The sequence below is a fragment of the Pseudomonas sp. lyk4-TYG-107 genome, from assembly GCF_030209055.1.
Classification (GTDB): domain Bacteria; phylum Pseudomonadota; class Gammaproteobacteria; order Pseudomonadales; family Pseudomonadaceae; genus Aquipseudomonas; species Aquipseudomonas putida_A.
Genome location: NZ_JARVST010000015.1, coordinates 1 through 15,131, shown reverse-complemented (window position 1 = coordinate 15,131; position 15,131 = coordinate 1). Strand labels below are relative to the sequence as shown.

Annotated in this window: 20 protein-coding genes; 9 read left to right on the top strand and 11 right to left on the bottom strand. The window is 58.5% G+C overall.

The window, feature by feature from the left end; all coding sequences use genetic code 11:
• Window positions 1-9: 9 nt before the first annotated feature.
• Both QRN61_RS13935 and QRN61_RS13930 read right to left on the bottom strand, forming a co-directional pair.
• A complete protein-coding gene (locus QRN61_RS13935; RefSeq protein WP_081730283.1) occupies window positions 10-168 on the bottom strand; it encodes a DUF2986 domain-containing protein in 159 nt (52 codons plus the stop codon).
• 48 nt (window positions 169-216) lie between these two features.
• A complete protein-coding gene (locus tag QRN61_RS13930; protein ID WP_096797690.1) occupies window positions 217-549 on the bottom strand; it encodes a low molecular weight protein tyrosine phosphatase family protein in 333 nt (110 codons plus the stop codon).
• Between the two features lie 279 nt (window positions 550-828).
• On the opposite strand from QRN61_RS13930, the gene QRN61_RS13925 reads away from it, so the two are divergent.
• Together QRN61_RS13925 and QRN61_RS13920 are read left to right on the top strand one after the other, a co-directional pair.
• Window positions 829-1,524: a tRNA (adenine(22)-N(1))-methyltransferase gene (locus tag QRN61_RS13925; RefSeq protein ID WP_285374024.1), complete on the top strand. Its 696-nt coding sequence runs from the start codon at window positions 829-831 to the stop codon at window positions 1,522-1,524.
• Window positions 1,525-1,596: 72 nt separating this feature from the next.
• Window positions 1,597-2,076 (top strand): MerR family transcriptional regulator, encoded by a 480-nt coding sequence (locus QRN61_RS13920; protein WP_285374023.1) that lies wholly within the window; start codon window positions 1,597-1,599, stop codon window positions 2,074-2,076.
• A 15-nt stretch (window positions 2,077-2,091) separates the two neighbouring features.
• Here the strand turns inward: QRN61_RS13920 and QRN61_RS13915 are convergent, their stop codons facing one another.
• Both QRN61_RS13915 and QRN61_RS13910 read right to left on the bottom strand, forming a co-directional pair.
• Complete coding sequence (locus tag QRN61_RS13915; protein WP_285374022.1) at window positions 2,092-3,096, bottom strand: acetoacetate decarboxylase (ADC); 1,005 nt, start codon at window positions 3,094-3,096, stop codon at window positions 2,092-2,094.
• Window positions 3,097-3,133: 37 nt separating this feature from the next.
• The gene (locus QRN61_RS13910; protein ID WP_115990601.1) at window positions 3,134-3,871 is read right to left on the bottom strand and encodes a type 1 glutamine amidotransferase domain-containing protein; all 738 of its coding nucleotides are present in this window, start codon (window positions 3,869-3,871) and stop codon (window positions 3,134-3,136) included.
• A 248-nt stretch (window positions 3,872-4,119) separates the two neighbouring features.
• Between QRN61_RS13910 and QRN61_RS13905 the strand changes: the two genes are divergently transcribed.
• Together QRN61_RS13905 and QRN61_RS13900 are read left to right on the top strand one after the other, a co-directional pair.
• Complete coding sequence (locus QRN61_RS13905; protein WP_049827952.1) at window positions 4,120-5,199, top strand: saccharopine dehydrogenase family protein; 1,080 nt, start codon at window positions 4,120-4,122, stop codon at window positions 5,197-5,199.
• 73 nt (window positions 5,200-5,272) lie between these two features.
• Window positions 5,273-6,505 (top strand): NADH:flavin oxidoreductase/NADH oxidase family protein, encoded by a 1,233-nt coding sequence (locus QRN61_RS13900; RefSeq protein ID WP_285374021.1) that lies wholly within the window; start codon window positions 5,273-5,275, stop codon window positions 6,503-6,505.
• A gap of 65 nt (window positions 6,506-6,570) precedes the next feature.
• Here the strand turns inward: QRN61_RS13900 and QRN61_RS13895 are convergent, their stop codons facing one another.
• Both QRN61_RS13895 and QRN61_RS13890 read right to left on the bottom strand, forming a co-directional pair.
• On the bottom strand, window positions 6,571-7,131 hold the full coding sequence (locus QRN61_RS13895; protein WP_285374020.1) for a fasciclin domain-containing protein: 561 nt from the start codon (window positions 7,129-7,131) through the stop codon (window positions 6,571-6,573).
• A gap of 119 nt (window positions 7,132-7,250) precedes the next feature.
• Window positions 7,251-7,673, bottom strand: a complete 423-nt coding sequence (locus QRN61_RS13890) for an SgcJ/EcaC family oxidoreductase (RefSeq protein WP_097087835.1) — start codon at window positions 7,671-7,673, stop codon at window positions 7,251-7,253.
• A 53-nt stretch (window positions 7,674-7,726) separates the two neighbouring features.
• Between QRN61_RS13890 and QRN61_RS13885 the strand changes: the two genes are divergently transcribed.
• A complete protein-coding gene (locus QRN61_RS13885) occupies window positions 7,727-8,020 on the top strand; it encodes a hypothetical protein (protein ID WP_097087833.1) in 294 nt (97 codons plus the stop codon).
• Window positions 8,021-8,186: 166 nt separating this feature from the next.
• A complete protein-coding gene (locus QRN61_RS13880; RefSeq protein ID WP_285374019.1) occupies window positions 8,187-8,621 on the top strand; it encodes a GFA family protein in 435 nt (144 codons plus the stop codon).
• A 19-nt stretch (window positions 8,622-8,640) separates the two neighbouring features.
• Here the strand turns inward: QRN61_RS13880 and QRN61_RS13875 are convergent, their stop codons facing one another.
• A complete protein-coding gene (locus QRN61_RS13875) occupies window positions 8,641-8,778 on the bottom strand; it encodes a DUF1993 family protein (protein ID WP_276615404.1) in 138 nt (45 codons plus the stop codon).
• Entirely contained in the window at window positions 8,771-9,163 is a 393-nt protein-coding gene (locus QRN61_RS13870; protein WP_041074696.1) for a MerR family transcriptional regulator, read from the bottom strand. The genes QRN61_RS13875 and QRN61_RS13870 overlap by 8 nt, the downstream gene beginning before the upstream one ends.
• 74 nt (window positions 9,164-9,237) lie before the next feature.
• Here QRN61_RS13870 and QRN61_RS13865 point away from each other — a divergent pair, with 74 nt between their 5' ends.
• Window positions 9,238-10,317 (top strand): SDR family oxidoreductase, encoded by a 1,080-nt coding sequence (locus QRN61_RS13865; protein ID WP_285374018.1) that lies wholly within the window; start codon window positions 9,238-9,240, stop codon window positions 10,315-10,317.
• A 145-nt stretch (window positions 10,318-10,462) separates the two neighbouring features.
• Here the strand turns inward: QRN61_RS13865 and QRN61_RS13860 are convergent, their stop codons facing one another.
• Complete coding sequence (locus QRN61_RS13860; protein ID WP_285374017.1) at window positions 10,463-11,584, bottom strand: SMP-30/gluconolactonase/LRE family protein; 1,122 nt, start codon at window positions 11,582-11,584, stop codon at window positions 10,463-10,465.
• Window positions 11,585-11,699: 115 nt separating this feature from the next.
• Window positions 11,700-12,734: an NAD(P)/FAD-dependent oxidoreductase gene (locus tag QRN61_RS13855; protein ID WP_285374016.1), complete on the bottom strand. Its 1,035-nt coding sequence runs from the start codon at window positions 12,732-12,734 to the stop codon at window positions 11,700-11,702.
• Between the two features lie 136 nt (window positions 12,735-12,870).
• Between QRN61_RS13855 and QRN61_RS13850 the strand changes: the two genes are divergently transcribed.
• Window positions 12,871-13,986: a saccharopine dehydrogenase family protein gene (locus QRN61_RS13850; protein ID WP_285374015.1), complete on the top strand. Its 1,116-nt coding sequence runs from the start codon at window positions 12,871-12,873 to the stop codon at window positions 13,984-13,986.
• A 2-nt stretch (window positions 13,987-13,988) separates the two neighbouring features.
• Window positions 13,989-14,477, top strand: coding sequence for a DUF2269 family protein (locus tag QRN61_RS13845; protein ID WP_247843113.1), 489 nt, complete (start codon window positions 13,989-13,991; stop codon window positions 14,475-14,477).
• 8 nt (window positions 14,478-14,485) lie between these two features.
• Here the strand turns inward: QRN61_RS13845 and QRN61_RS13840 are convergent, their stop codons facing one another.
• The gene (locus tag QRN61_RS13840; RefSeq protein WP_247843112.1) at window positions 14,486-14,938 is read right to left on the bottom strand and encodes a thiol-disulfide oxidoreductase DCC family protein; all 453 of its coding nucleotides are present in this window, start codon (window positions 14,936-14,938) and stop codon (window positions 14,486-14,488) included.
• Window positions 14,939-15,131 lie beyond the last annotated feature (193 nt).

Here is a 15,131-nt window from a genome sequence, read left to right as displayed (position 1 = left end):
AGCAGCGAATCAGCTCTCGCGGGTTTCAACCGGTTCGGCCGCCGCTTCGGCAGCCAGTTTCGCGCGGTCGGCCTTGCTGATGTACTTGGGCTTTTTCGGCGCGAGTTTGGCGCTGGCCTTTTTGGCCTTTTCCTTGAACAACTGCTGCAGTTTCTTTTGGCGGTTCATGTTTCTACTCAATTTGAAAGTACGGTGATGAGGATGGCAGCCTGAGCACTAAGCCCGAGGCTCGAGATAAGGCTTCACGGCGTCCTCAAGAATGTCCACCAGCTCGGGATCCATGAAGCGATAGTCATCTGGAATATCCAGCGTGTGGATCGGCTTGTGCTCAAGTAATCGGGCGTATTCGGCTTGCAGGCGATTGAGGTGCTTGCGTTCCATGACAAAGATGACATCGGCCCAGCGGATATCCGCCGGGCCGATGGGTTTGCGTGCATTGGGACTGGTGCCTGCCGAGCGGGCCTCGAACCCGGGCCGACGGCGCCAGATCGCTTCCGCCGTCGGACTGCGCCATTGGTTGCGGCTGCACACGAACAGGAGATTGGTCACACTTGATCCAGCAATTGGCGGGTGGTGCGGATGGGATAGCTCATGCCCAGTTGGCGCGCCCTGGCCAGTTTGTCAGCAGCCGCCGAGTTGTGGTTATGGTAAGCGTGAATCGACGCAGTGGCTAGGTGGTTGAGCCGTTGAAGCCTTGTCTCTGCAGCCACTGGTCACACCAACGCAGTAAGGCGCTTGCCCGGATTTGAAATACCCACCATTGCCCGCTAGAGTCGCGCCCCTTGTCCGGCCAGCAGCGCCGGCGATGGCTGGGGAAGAGGGCGGCAGTTGAACGAACACACATTGTCCATGCGACTGGAGCGGGTGGCGGCGCATGTACCGGCCGGCGCGCGTTTGGCGGATATCGGCTCGGATCACGGCTATCTGCCGGTGGCCCTGATGCGCCGTGGCGCCATCGTTGCGGCGGTGGCCGGCGAGGTGGCGCTGACGCCGTTCCATGCCGCGGTGCGCACGGTGCGCGACAACGATCTGCAGCAGCACATCAGCGTGCGTCTGGCCAGTGGTCTGGCGGCGATCGAGCCTGATGACGGAATCACCGCGATCAGCCTCTGCGGCATGGGCGGCGAGACGATTCGCGACATTCTAGACAGCGGCAAGGCGCGCCTGCGCGGGCACGAACGACTGATCCTGCAACCCAACGGCGGCGAGCAGCCCCTGCGCCAATGGCTGATGGACAACGGCTACCGCATCCTCGATGAGGAAGTGCTGCAGGAAAACCGTTTCTTCTACGAAATCATCGTCGCCGAGCGCGGCGGGCCGGTGCGCTACAACGCCGAACAGCTGTACTTTGGCCCGTTGCTGATGCAGACGCTCAGCCCGGCATTCATCGCCAAATGGCAGCGCTTGTTAAGGCAGAAACAGAAAACCCTCAACAGTCTCAAACAGGCGCGCCAGGCTGTGCCCGAGGAGAAGCTGGAAGAGGTTGCGCGGCAGGTACAGTGGATGACTGAGTTGCTGGTGTGATTTGCCGTGTTGGCTGTTGCACTCCTTCAGGTTTAAAGTCAGCTTAAAGGTTAACGTGCTGCGGAGTCGGACATGAGAATTGGTGAACTGGCAAAAATCAGCGGACTGGCGCCATCGCGTATCCGTTTTTACGAGGCGAGCGGGTTGATCACTTCGGTCGCGCGCAAAGCCAATGGCTATCGCGATTACGCCCCCGACACACAGTGGGTGTTGCATATCATCACCGGCGCGCAGGCGGCAGGTTTCTCCCTGGAGGAAATCCGTCAGTTGATGCCGATGAACGCGAGTGGCTGGCAGCATGACCAGTTGCTCAGTGGCTTGAAGCAAAAGGTCGAAGAAATCGAAGTCCTGCAGCAACGGCTGGCGCAGAACAAGGAACAACTACTGCTGGTCATCAAGGGGATCGAGGGCAAGCCTGCGGGGATGGCGTGTGCGGACAATGCGCAGAGGCTGATCCAACGGCTGTGCGAAGAAGGCGTGGCTTCTGCGCCCGACAAGCAGCCAGCAGCTGCGGCAAGAAAAGCAAACGCCCGTCAGGCATCCAGAGCCTGACGGGCGTTACCGCTTTCAGCGATTGCCAACCAGCGTGGCAAGCGGTTTTGGCGCATAGAGCGCACTCTGGAACTCAGGGACATATTCGTACTTGAGCATTTTCCCCAGCTTCAAGTCGCGCAAGTAGTTCGACAGGCTGCCATCGCCCAGTGTCAGCATGGCGGCATCCGCGTCCCGGCTGGAACCGTGGCTGAGTTGGCGCGAAACCGCGTAGCCATAGGCCAGTTGGCCCTGGTGATCGAGGTTGGTGAAACTGCTGGTGACGATATCCTCATTGCGCGACAGTTTGTCGAGCTTCTTCGCGGTGAAGGACACGTCCGGTTTGCCGGTCTGGCTGTCGCTGATCTCGTAGATCACGGATTGCCCGTTTTCTTTGCGATCAATCCCGGTCAGCCACTTCGGCAGGTTGTATCCGACCACTCCGCGCACCCGCGCCAGCTCGGTATTGACCGGCAACTTGAGCACATAACCCCAGAAATCTTCTGACATCGACTGGCCAATCAACGTGAGCGGGCCCAGGTTGGCTTTGCCGGGTTTGTTGGTGATGATCGACACGGCAACTTCGTTATAGGCGTCGTTATCGCAATGCTCGTAGGTGTACGCAGTGAATGCGATCAAGCCACGTCCTGGCCAGACTTGCAGCGGTTGCACGGTGGTCAGTATTTCGGGCGGCATCAACGCCCGGAGCCGGTCGAGGTCGGCGGTATAGATCGCCGTGACACGACTGTTCTGGTAGTAGAAGTTTGGGGAATAGGACTCGAAGCCAATGTCGACCTTGTGCTTTTCCAGTCCTTTGAACCAGCTTAAATCAACGCCCGGGACTTCGGCGGCAATCACCGACAACGGCGGATTGGAGCGAAAGCGGTCATAGAGGCCACCCTTGACGACGGGTACTGAATGGCCGGCAATGTCGATGGTGGTGGTCTCGGTCAGGTCGGGCATTTCAGGTGTCTCCGCCAACGTAGCGTTGGCAAAAGTGGTGATCAGCAATCCTGTTAAAACGGCGCTTGCGAGTTTCAATCGGACGTTCTCCGGTGGGTAGGCACTACAAAAAGATTTAGCGCGTTCGTTCGTCGGCGTTGAGCACCGCCATCACGGCTTCAGCTACGGCTTTGGGCGATTGAGGGTTCTGGCCGGTCACCAGTCTTCCATCGGTAATGGCAAATGAAGTGAACGGCAGCCAGCCCTTGCGGTAGTGCGCGCCCTGGCTCACCAAGCGGTCCTCAAGAAAGAATGGCACCTGATTTTTCATGCCCGAGAGCAGCTCTTCGCGGTCAGAGAAGCCGGTGATGTTTCGGTTCTTGATGATCAATTGGCCCTGGCTGTCCTTCAGATCCAGCAGACCCGCTACGCCATGGCACACGGCCGACACGATGCCGCCCTGGTTGTAGATGGTTTCGGCGACACGGCGCAGGTCAGGGTTGTCCGGAAAGTCCCACATGACGCCATGGCCCCCGGTGAAGTAGATGACGCCGAAGCGGGACGGATCGACCTCGGCGATCGGCAGCGTATTGGCCAGGCGCGCGCGGAACGCAGGGGACTGCAAGTGCTCCCGCGCAGCCTTGTCCATGTACAACCAGCCCAGACTGCGTTCGTCCAGAGGCACCGCGCCACCCTTGGGGCTGGCAAACACAGTGGTGTAGCCGGCGGCTTCCACCACATCGGTGAAGTGGGTCAGTTCGGTCAGCCACAACCCGGTGGTATCGGTTCGAGAGGGATAGCTGGCGTGATTGGTCATGATCACCAGGATCTGGCGATCCTTGATAGCCGCCGACTCAGCATTTGCAAACGTCATGAAAGCACCACCTATCAATAACAGGGCAGAGGAAACAAGGGTCTTGAGCATCTTCCGGGCTCCATCGAGCAAGCAGGTCAGCGCATGCTCACCTTAAACCTCGCTTTAAGGTCAACCCCGCTGCTGCGAATAATTTGTGCTGATGCCACCGGACTTTTGCTTGACCCTCAACCTGACTTTAACGCTAGCGTCTGAAGCTGATTGGGCAAGGCAATAATGCCGGTCATCAATCCACTCAGGAGCCAGGCATGAGTCAGCAAGACCAACCGGATACACCGATGAAATGGATGATTTATGGCGCCAACGGCTATACCGGCGAACTGATCGCTCGCGATGCCGTCAGGCGTGGACTCAGGCCGGTGTTGGCCGGACGTAGCCGCGACAAGGTCGAAGCGTTGGCCCGGGAGCTGGGTCTCGAAGCCCGAGTATTCGGTCTGGATGACCCTGCACGGTTGCTGGCGCAGATCAAGGGGCACGGATTGATTCTGCATTGCGCGGGGCCGTTTTCCGCAACCGCCGCGCCGATGATCGAAGCCTGCCTGCGAGCCGGCGCACACTATCTGGACATCACTGGCGAGATTGCCGTATTCGAACATGCGCAGTCCCTGAATGAGCGGGCGCGGGCAGCGGGGTCAGTCATCTGCCCCGGCGTCGGCTTTGATGTAGTCCCGACCGACTGCGTTGCCGCCGCCCTGAAAGACGCGCTGCCGGATGCGACGCATCTGGCGCTGGGCTTCGATTCACGTTCGAGCTTTTCACCCGGCACTGCCAAGACTTCAATCGAAGGCCTGGCGCAGGGTGGCAAGGTCCGACGTGACGGCAAGATTGTTTCCGTGCCGCTGGCCTATCGGGTACGGCGTATCGATTTCGGTGCCGGGGAGAAGCTGGCGATGACCATCCCCTGGGGCGATGTGTCCACCGCTTGGCACACCACCGGCATCGCCAATATCGAGGTGTTCATACCGGGTTCGGCGGGGATGATTCGCGGCGCCAGGCTCGCCAACTGGATTCGTCCGTTGCTGGGACTGTCGTTTGTGCAGCGGCTGCTCAAGGCGCGCATCGGCAAGACAGTGACCGGCCCGGATCAGGCAAAACGTGCTGACCAAGGCACCTATGTGTGGGGCGAGGCCCGCAATGCGCGCGGTGAAAGCAAAGTCGCCCGCGTGCACACCGCGAACGTTTACAGCCTGACGATCGACGCTGCGTTGGCGGTGGTTGGCTATCTGTTGCAGACACGTCCGCCCGGCGGTGCCTACACACCTGCGCGGTTGTTGGGCGCGGATCTGGTGACGCACTTGCCTGGGTCGAGCGAAATCAACATTGAATGACCTTGAAAAAGTCGTTGACCTTCAAGTTCACTTCAATCTTATGGTGGCCTCATCTCCAGTTGAGGACTGCCCCATGAATGTGTTCGACGCCCTGACCTTACCCAACGGTTCAACCATCAAGAACCGCATCGCCAAAGCCGCCATGGAAGAAAACATGGCGGACGCCGACCAGGCGCCCTCTGCAGAACTGATGCGTCTGTATCAGGCATGGGCCGACGGTGGTGCCGGGCTGATTATCACCGGCAACGTGATGGTCGACGGCCGCGCCATGACCGGGCCGGGCGGCGTGGTGCTGCAGGATGATCAGCAACTCGACAAGTTCAAGCGCTGGGCGCGGATCGGCCGTTCTGCCGGTGCGCAGTTCTGGTTGCAGATCAATCATCCGGGGCGCCAGATGCAGTCCAACCTCGGGCAGAAAACCTGGGCGCCATCAGCGGTGCCGCTGGAACTGGGCAAACTGTCCAAGCGTTTCGCCACGCCCCACGCCATGACCGCCAGTGTGATTGAGGACGTCATCCAGCGTTTTGCGAATACCGCACGCCTGGGTGAACAGGCGGGGTTCACCGGCGTGGAAATCCACGCCGCCCACGGCTATCTGTTGAGCCAGTTTCTCTCGCCTCTGACCAATCAACGGATGGACGAGTGGGGCGGCTCTCTGCAGAACCGTGCGCGGTTGTTGGTCGAGATCGTCAAGGCAGTCAGGGCAGTGGTTTCTGCAGAGTTTGCCGTAGCGGTCAAACTCAATTCCGCCGATTTCCAGCGCGGCGGATTCACCGCTGACGACGCGAAAAAGGTCGTCGAGCTGCTCAACGATCTGGGCGTGGATCTGGTGGAACTGTCCGGTGGCAGCTACGAAGTTCCGGCCATGCAAGGTGAGGCGCGCGATGGTCGAACTCTGGCTCGCGAGGCCTATTTCGTCGAATTTGCCCGGGACCTTCAGACCGTTGCCAAAATGCCAGTGATGGTCACCGGCGGCATCCGCCGTCATCCGGTTGCCGAAAGCGTTGTGCAAAGCGGCGTGGACATGGTCGGTATCGGCACGGCGCTGGCCATCGATCCGTACCTGCCGCGTGACTGGCTGCAGGGCAAGGACAACGCCCCGCAATTGCCGCCGATCACCTGGAAAAACAAGGCCATTGCGGCCTTGGCGAACATGGCGGTGGTGAAGTTTCAGCTGGGTAAACTCAGTCGGGCGAAAAAGCCTGATCCGGGGGTGTCACCGTTACGCGCGCTGATTTTGCAGCAGATCGCCATGGCGTTTCGCACTCGGCAATATCGGCGCTGGATGGAAAAGCGTTCGGCGTGAGTCGCAAGGCATTTCAATCATGACGTTGGCGGACGCTCTGACGAGAGCCCGCCAACGTTAGCCAGTCAATTCGGCATCAGCACCGTATCGACCACATGAATCACGCCATTGGATTGCATGACGTCCGCGATGGTAATGGCCGCCTTGCCGCCTTTGGCGTCCTGCACCCACAGCTTGCCGTCGTGCAACATCACGGTCAGCGATTCGCCCTGAACGGTTTTCAGCATCACTTTGCCGCCGTGCATTTTGGCGTCGCCCATCAACTGTTTAGCCGTGTGAGTGCCGGCGACGACGTGGTAAGTCAGGATCTTCGTCAGGTCCGCCTTGAGTTCAGGCTTGACCAATGTATCGACCGTGCCAGCGGGCAGTTTTGCGAAGGCTTCGTTGGTGGGGGCGAAGACGGTGAACGGGCCCTTGCTGTTGAGCGTATCCACCAGCCCGGCGGCCTTGACCGCAGCGACCAGGGTCGTGTGATCCTTGGAGTTGACTGCGTTTTCGACGATGGTCTTGGTCGGATACATGGCCGCGCCGCCAACCATCACGGTATCGGCAGCAAAGCTGGAGCCGGCTCCGAGGCAGAGCAGGGTAAAGCAAGCGACAGCAAGGCGTTTGATGAGCATGTGCATGGTGCGTCTCCTTGATTCTTCGACCCTTCGAATGAGGGTGTTGAATATACGGAGCAGGGGCTGAAACGGATGCAGCAGGCAGCGAAAAACCTTTTGCGGTGCGCTGAAACGGATTACCGCTAATCACGCAGGGTGGCTTCACCTGTGCGCGGGTTGGTCAGGGTCACATTCTCCAGCGCTCTGATGCGCCAAGCCTCGTTCTGCCTGATCAGCACCGCGAGAATCAGCGTATCCACCACATGCGCTCCTGCCGGATGCGCAGCACCGGCCGACAAACGACTCCAGAAGTGAATGATCGCCACCCCGTCAGCAACAGGGTCGATATCGATCAGTTCATTCTCAAGAGTGGAGTCACGATAGATCGTCTGGTGAATGGGCGCGTGCAGCGCAACGATCTGCTCGACGCCCCGAACGAAGTGGCCGAAACGATTGACGAACGTCGCTTGCGGATCGAACAGAGCTCCGAGTGCCGCCATGTCGTGAGCGTTCCAGGCTACCTGGAATGCGGCGGGAGCGTCTTCGGGTTTTTTTATCTGAGTCATGGCCGGGGCCTCGCAGATCGTTAGAATGCGCTTTTAAACATAAGAAGCTCAGTATGGATGTACAAGCGCTCGAAAGTAGCGACGTTTTATCGTTCACGTTGGATCAGGCACATCGCTGTTTCGAAATGGTCGTCAGCCTGAAGGACGGATGCCGATGCAAACTGACGGCGTGGAATATCGATGGCGCAGAGTTGCCCATCAGTCTCGGTGCTCTGCACATTCAAAATTCTCGCATCCTCGGAGAGCTGGAAGGGATCAGCTTTGTTGAAAACGTTCTATCTCTCGAGGGCGATTTTGGCGATATGTCTATCGAGGCGGACACGGTTTTGGTCGAAAAGCTGATTTAGGCTTTGAGCGCAAAAGGAGGGATCGCCATCTCGATAGACGATTCCATTCAAATCTCTGTCAACGCTTGGCGCAATACATTCTGTCTGTAACCTGAGGTTCTGCCGGCGCGCTTGTTTCTAAACCTGACGCCAGCGCCTGATCGATCGTTTTTCCAAGGAGGTCCCCATGACAACAGGGCAGTGTCTTTGCGCGGCAGTACGCTTTTCCCTCTCAGTGGAACCGCGCTTTTTCTATCGCTGCCACTGCTCACTGTGCCGCAAACAAACCGGTGTCGGGTTCAACCTCGCCACTCTGGTAAGCGCTCGGGACTTTCGTTGGGACGCAGGGCAGGACGCGATCAACAGTTGGGTCAAACCCAGCGGCTACAGAAACGACTTCTGCGCACAGTGCGGCTCGACCGTGCCCAACCCACTTCGCGAATCGCCTTACGTGTGGATTCCGCTCGGACTGCTCGATGAGGATCTGAGCATGGAATGCGTTGGCGATTTCTGTGTGGACGATGCCATGTCATGGGATACGCAGCGTTCAACGCGGAGTTATCACGGGGCGGTGGAGTCACTGGCGTTTCTTCTGCAAAAACTCCGGGTCAATCCTGATTGACCCGAAGCTCGCGCTGCAATTACTTCCTTAGATACGCAAACATGTGCTGCACATAATCCGCCTTGCCCAGCGGCACACCATTGTGGCGCAGGATGTTGTAGGCACAGCACACTTTGCGCAGGAGCCTCCCCACGGCATTTGCCGTAGGTTCAATGATTGGCAGCGTCGCTCAACTGTTGAAGCTCAAGTTGCCTGGCAGCACTCGCTTCGAGGGTCGCACGCTCTACATCCAGATACCGATGGATGCTTTGGAGGTTGGCAATTTTCTGTTTGATTTCGGCCATCTTCTTTTCAATCAGCTTCGCGCCGTCAGCACAGTCGATCAGCTTGTTGCGCTGCGCATCCAGAATCTCGCCTATTTCCCCCAGTGAAAATCCCATGCTTTGCGCGCGCTGGATAAAGTCCAGATCCTGCAGGGTTTGCTCGGTGTAGACACGATAGTTGTTGGTTTGCCGCAGCGGTGAGATCAGGCCGATCTGCTCGTAGTAACGCAACGTATGACGGCTGGCGCCGCTGCGAGCCTCGAGTTCGCCGATTTTCATGAAAACACCGCTTGACTGTAGAGTTGGGTCGATACTTTACGCTTGATTTCTCACCTTCAACAAGGAGCAGGGAAATGAGCGTGGAGTGCTTTGTCACGGGGGGAACCGGCTTCATCGGTCAACATTTGCTGGCGAACCTGAGTGCAAAAGGTCACACCCTCCGGGTGTTGATGCGCCGCCCGGAGCGGTTGGCTGCGTTGCGCGAGCAAGTTGATAGTTTAGGCGGGTGCGCGACACGGGTATTTGCCGTGGCTGGCGATCTGGAACAGGACAATCTCGGGCTGAGTCTGGTTGATCAGGAAGTGCTGAGGCGCGCCAGCGTCATATTCCATCTGGGCGCTCACTTCGCATGGGGGCTTTCGATGGAGCAGTCTCGTGCGGTGAATGTGGAGGGGGCAAAGCGTGTGGCGCTGTTGGCGGCTGAGCAAAAAAGCCGTTTAGTGATGATCGGCGGCTACATGCTGAACAATCATGAACATCTGCAACGCATCGGCATTGATCCTCGTCAGCCGGAGTTGACGAACTGGCCCGCCGTCTACCGACGTGTCGGTGGATACGAGGCAAGCAAGCTGGAGGCGCATTTTGCGACCCAGCAGGTCATGTCCGCCAAGGGTGGTGAGATGACCGTTGTCCACCCTGCGACGGTCTGTGGCCACAGCCGCACCGGGCATATCGTTGACGGTCAGCCGCTGGTGGCGCTGATACGCAACCTGGTGCAGGGCAAGATGACTGCAGTGCCCGGTACCGCCGAGCACTGGCTGCCACTGGTCACCGTGGATTATCTGGTCGAACTGGTGGCTGTTTGTGCTTTTGATCCTGCCATGATGGGCGAGGAACTGCTGGCGCTTGATGATCAAACGCCAAACTTGCGAGAACTCCTGGCACAGGTGGCTAAACCTTTGGGCTTGAAGTCTCCCAAACATCACATTTCACTCCGACTGCTGAAGTGGCTACTGAGTATTCCTCCGGTCGCGTGGTTTTTGAATACAAAACCCGAAGCCTTGGACTTTATCCAGACCACTCGTTTCAACACCGCGGCGGTCGAGCAGTTTGCCAACAGGCATGGAATAGCCAAACCGGATATACGTCAGGCTTTGCAGCACACGGCAACGTTCGTCAACGCGTTTTGCATAGCCAAGGGCCAGGCACTCTGACTTCTCCCTTGGGCGGCGCCGTCGATACAGGGCGGCATGCTATCGAACGACAATTCAGCGACAAGGATCGTCACCGCGCAGCCTCGGATGCGCGGCAGGATCTTGTTTCGATACTCACGGAACTATCGCTAGACCAACGTCGGTTTTACAACGCAAACGTAGTCCCGCGAGTATTCACAAACAATGAGTAGATCGAGTGACTACTGGCCATGAACAGTCGATTGCCTTCGCGCCCGCCGAAGCACAGGTTCGGGCAGCGCTCTGGCAGCGAAATGTGCCCGATGGCCTTGCCCTGCGAGTTGAAAACACGCACGCCGTCGAGTTTTTCCAGGTCGGCCTTGGGATCACCATTACCGCCCCAGCCGCACCACAGGTTGCCCGCTTCGTCGCACTTGATGCCGTCAATCGCGGCATAGTCCAAGCCTTCGATGTGCTTGCGGCGTTCACCCAGGGTGCCGTCGTCTTTCACCGTAATCGCCCAGATCAAGCGATTGGGCTTGGCGCGACCTTCGACGACATACAGGGTCTTTTCATCGGGAGAAAAGCACAGGCCGTTGGGGCCGTTGAGGTCGTCGATTACCCGAGTGACTTTTTGGCTCTCACCGTCGATGCGGTACACGGCGTGGGGTTGGGTCGGGGTGACTTTGTGGCCTTCGTAGTTGTTACCGGTCTGGAATGGCGGGTCGGTGAACCAGATCGAGCCATCACTTTTGCAGACAATGTCGTTGGGTGAGTTGAAGGGCTTGCCGTCGAAACTGTCGGCCAGCACGGTGATCGTGCCATTGTGTTCGGTGCGCGTGATGCGGCGCCCTTCGCTAGTGGTGGTGGAGCCTTCGCAAACGATCAGACGCCCATGTCGATCCCGGCACATGCCGTTGGAGAAGTTTGAGTGTTCGCGGTACACCGTGAAGGAGTCGGTGATTTCGTCCCAGCGCATGATGCGATTATTGGGGATGTCGCTGACCAACAGATACCGGCCATCACCGACCCACACCGGTCCTTCGGCCCAGCGCATGCCGGTGGCGAGCTTTTCAACACTGGCGTTGAAAACGCGTAGCTCCAGGAAACTGTCGTCGAGGATATGAATCAGTGGATCAGGGTAGCGCTGACTCAAGGGTTCGGCGGCATCGGAGAAGCGGGGCAGTGCGGCGCTGCCGACAGTGGCGAGCGTGGCGGAAACAGCGAGCGACTTTTTCAGGAAACTGCGGCGGGTATTGCCATTCGCTTGATCAAGGCTTTCAGGCTTGGCGGACAGGAATGAGTCCATGTAGCGATCTCCGTGGTTTTATTTTTGTTGAGGAGACGTAGTAATACCCTCTGATAAGACATCGTACAAGCTGACATGCCGCCGCCAGCGCTGCATTTTATCGCGGGTGAATCACTCAAACCGGTGACTGGAATCGATCCGGCCGACACGGCGCTAACGCGGTCGCAAAGCCTCCCCCGACGATCTCCTCGGCCACCAGTCGTCCTACGACTGCCGCCAGTGTCACGCCCGGATGCATGACGCAAACATAGGCACCGCTGAGGTTCGGCAGATAGCCAATGACTGGAATGCCATCGACAGGCATTGGCCTGAGGCCGACGCACGCCAGTTCCGGCTCTATAGATAGCACCCCGTGCAGTTCGTGCTGGATGACTTTGGCCGTTCTCTGTGCGATGGCTTGCGCGCTGTTTAGCGGTGCCTCATCTACATAGTCTTCTGCAGCGAGCAACGTACCGTCAGTGTCTTGCCTGATTTCCATTTCGGGGCTGGAGATGATCGTGTTCACTCGTTGGGGTTGGGTTTTGTAACGGATGAATATTGCGGGTGAGGCGTCGATGGGCAGGGTGACGTTCAGTTGATCCACCAACAGCGGGGTGGCGGTTCCGGCTGCCAGTACGACAACGTCGGCATCGTGCTTGCCCGTCGCAGTGATCACGCCGCTGACGATACCGTCCAGAATCTGCAAACCGAGCACTGGCGTCTGGGTAAGCAGAGTCGCTCCATGCGCCTGCGCACCTGCAATCAAGGCCCGCGTTACCTGCACGGCATCCAGCGCGCCTTCTTCGGCGGCAAAGAACGCCCGTTCTGGAGGATGTTTGAGGTTGGGTTCAAGCTCGAGAATCTGCGCGCTATATATAGAAGGCGCTTGAAACCGGCCATCGCCGTAAGACAGCGCACCGGTCCAGCGCACCTTCAGCCCCGGCAGCTCGGATTCGAGTCGGCGGTATTCTGCGATGGCCGCTGCGCGCAACGGCGCAATGGAATCCGGTCCGCCGTGCGAAGTGTTGATCCAGGCGAAGGAGCGGCCCGTCACACCGGACGCAATCTCACCGGCCTCGACCATTATGACGTGTGCACCTTTCGCGGCGAGATGATACGCAACTGACGCGCCGACGATTCCCGCGCCGATGACGATGATTCGTTTACTCATATCAACCTCCGTTGTCGAGGCGCTGACGTTACTACATCGCCGCCCTTTGACGCAGGCTTGCCTGGCCCGGTGATATCAGGGAAGCTGCGCCGAATCCGGTTACGGGTCAGTTGTTGAATTGTTCAGGGAAGCGTTGATGGCACTCAGGGTGTTGGTGGTTGGCGGGTATGGAAACTTTGGCAGTATCGTTTGTCGGCATCTGATCGACATGCCGGGCGTCGAACTGGCGATCTCGGGGCGCGATCCGCAGAAGCTGGAGCGCAAGGTTGCTGAGTTGGGGGCGAGCTGCGAGCGCTGGTGTGGTGATGCGATGGGCGCCGGTTTCACCGCTGCTCTGCGCGCAATGAATATTCAACTGGTGATTCACACGGGCGGCCCGTTCCAGGGGCAATCCTATGCGGTGGCCGAAAGCTGCATCGAGGCGGGCGTCAACTATTGCGATCTGGCGGACTGCCGGACGTTCGTCAATGGCATCGGCGTACTCGATGCACGGGCGAGAGAGGCCGGTGTCGTCATCCTCAGTGGTTGCAGTTCGGTGCCGACGCTGTCGTCGGCGATCATCGATGAGCAGCGCCATCACTTCAAACGCATCGACTCGATCGAGCACGGCATTTCCTCGTCAGCGAAAATGCCGGGGTTGTCGACAATCGAGGGCGTGCTGGCGTATGCGGGCAAACCGATCCGCCAACTGCGCAATGGTCAAGTGCATGAGGTGATGGGCTGGGAAGACCTGACCTTGCGCAAGCTGCAGAACCTGGGCACTCGTGCGCTGGCCAATGTTGATGTGCCGGACATGGACATCTTTGCCAGCCGGTTTGGTGCGCACACATTGAGTTTCAAGGCAGGCGCTGGCCTCAAGCTCGGCGGCGTAGCCAATTATCTGTTTGCGCTGGCGATGAGGAAAGGGCTGGTGCGTGACCACAGGGTGTGGGCGGCCCGGTTGCATCGCTGGGGGACATGGTTTGAGCGTTTCGGTGATGGCAAAAGTGCAATGTATATAGACGTGCAGGGTGTCGGTTTGAACGACCAGCCGTTGTCGATGACGGCGCAACTGACTGCGCTGAATGACAAGGGGCCGGAGATCCCTAGTTGTGCTGCCGTCGCTCTGGCCGCGAAGATCGCCCGAGGTTACTTGCCCGAACCGGGGGCTCGTCCATGTGTTGGTGAGATCAGCGTCGACGAATACATGGCAGCGATCAACGATCCGCAGAATCTTGGCCTGTCCGTGATTTTCTCTGACGGGATGCGTTGAGCATGCTTTATCTGAGCGTGAAGTACGTGCATGTCATCGCTGCGATTTTCCTCTTCGGCTTCGGCATGGGTTCCTATCTGTACCTGATCGCCGCCAGTCGCACGGCCAATCCGCAAGTGATTGCGCATGTGGCGAGAATGGTCGTGCGCTATGACGCCTGGATCACCACGCCGGCGGGCTTCATCCAGATCGCGACGGGTTATTGGCTGACAAGGTTTTCCGGGTTGCCCTTGACCACGGACTGGGTGCTGATGTCGCTGATCCTGTTCTTTATAGTGGGCTTGCTTTGGTTGCCGGTGCTGTTGCTACAGAAACGTTTGCTGGGGATGGCGGCGGACGCGGTGCAATGTGGCGCAAGGCTTGATGCTGATTACCGGGCTGTTTATCGGCAGTGGTTCTGGATGGGCGTTTGCGGGTTTCTCGGGATGTTCGTGATTGTCTTGATGATGGTGACGAAGATGACGCCGGGGCAGTGGCTGCAGTTGATGTAGCTGAGCATTCACATTGGCGACTTGAGAAAGCGTCGTTCGTGATCGGGGTCGGGTAACAGGCAGGTGTCGTACTTGCCGAAGATCTTATAGCGATTCAGTGCCACGCGGTCGTAGGTCCAGTCTCTAAGTGCTCGTGGGAAAACTCGCAGAAGCCTGACCAGCGACCAACGAGCCGGCAGTTGTGCAATCACTTCGAAGAACGCATCGGAGCGCACCCAGTAATGCTGGTCGCGGATCACCGCCATAGTGTCGAATTCGTCCACCGGGAGACCGGCCCATGCCAGCAGGGCCTGACCTTCCGGCGATTGCACTGCCGCCAGGCGCACTCGCTGTTTGTTGTCGTGGCGAATCAGAAAACGCGCCCAGCCGTTGCATAGCTTGCAGACGCCGTCGAACAGCACCACGGTCTCGCCTGGATTGAGCAGGGGCGCTGGGGTAGGGCGTATTCGGGAGCCGGGCAAGGGCCGGGGTCCAGGAAGTTGGGCTGTCATTGTGAGGCATCATCCGAAGGCGTTGTTTTAGGCGATGGACCGTATGCTGCGCATCTGTTGACGGTGCGTCTATATATAAGCAGGCTTTTTCGGTGCATTGATAGAAACCTGAAATTAACGGTTGACGGCAGATTCAGGAGGTCTATAATTCGCCCCACTTCCG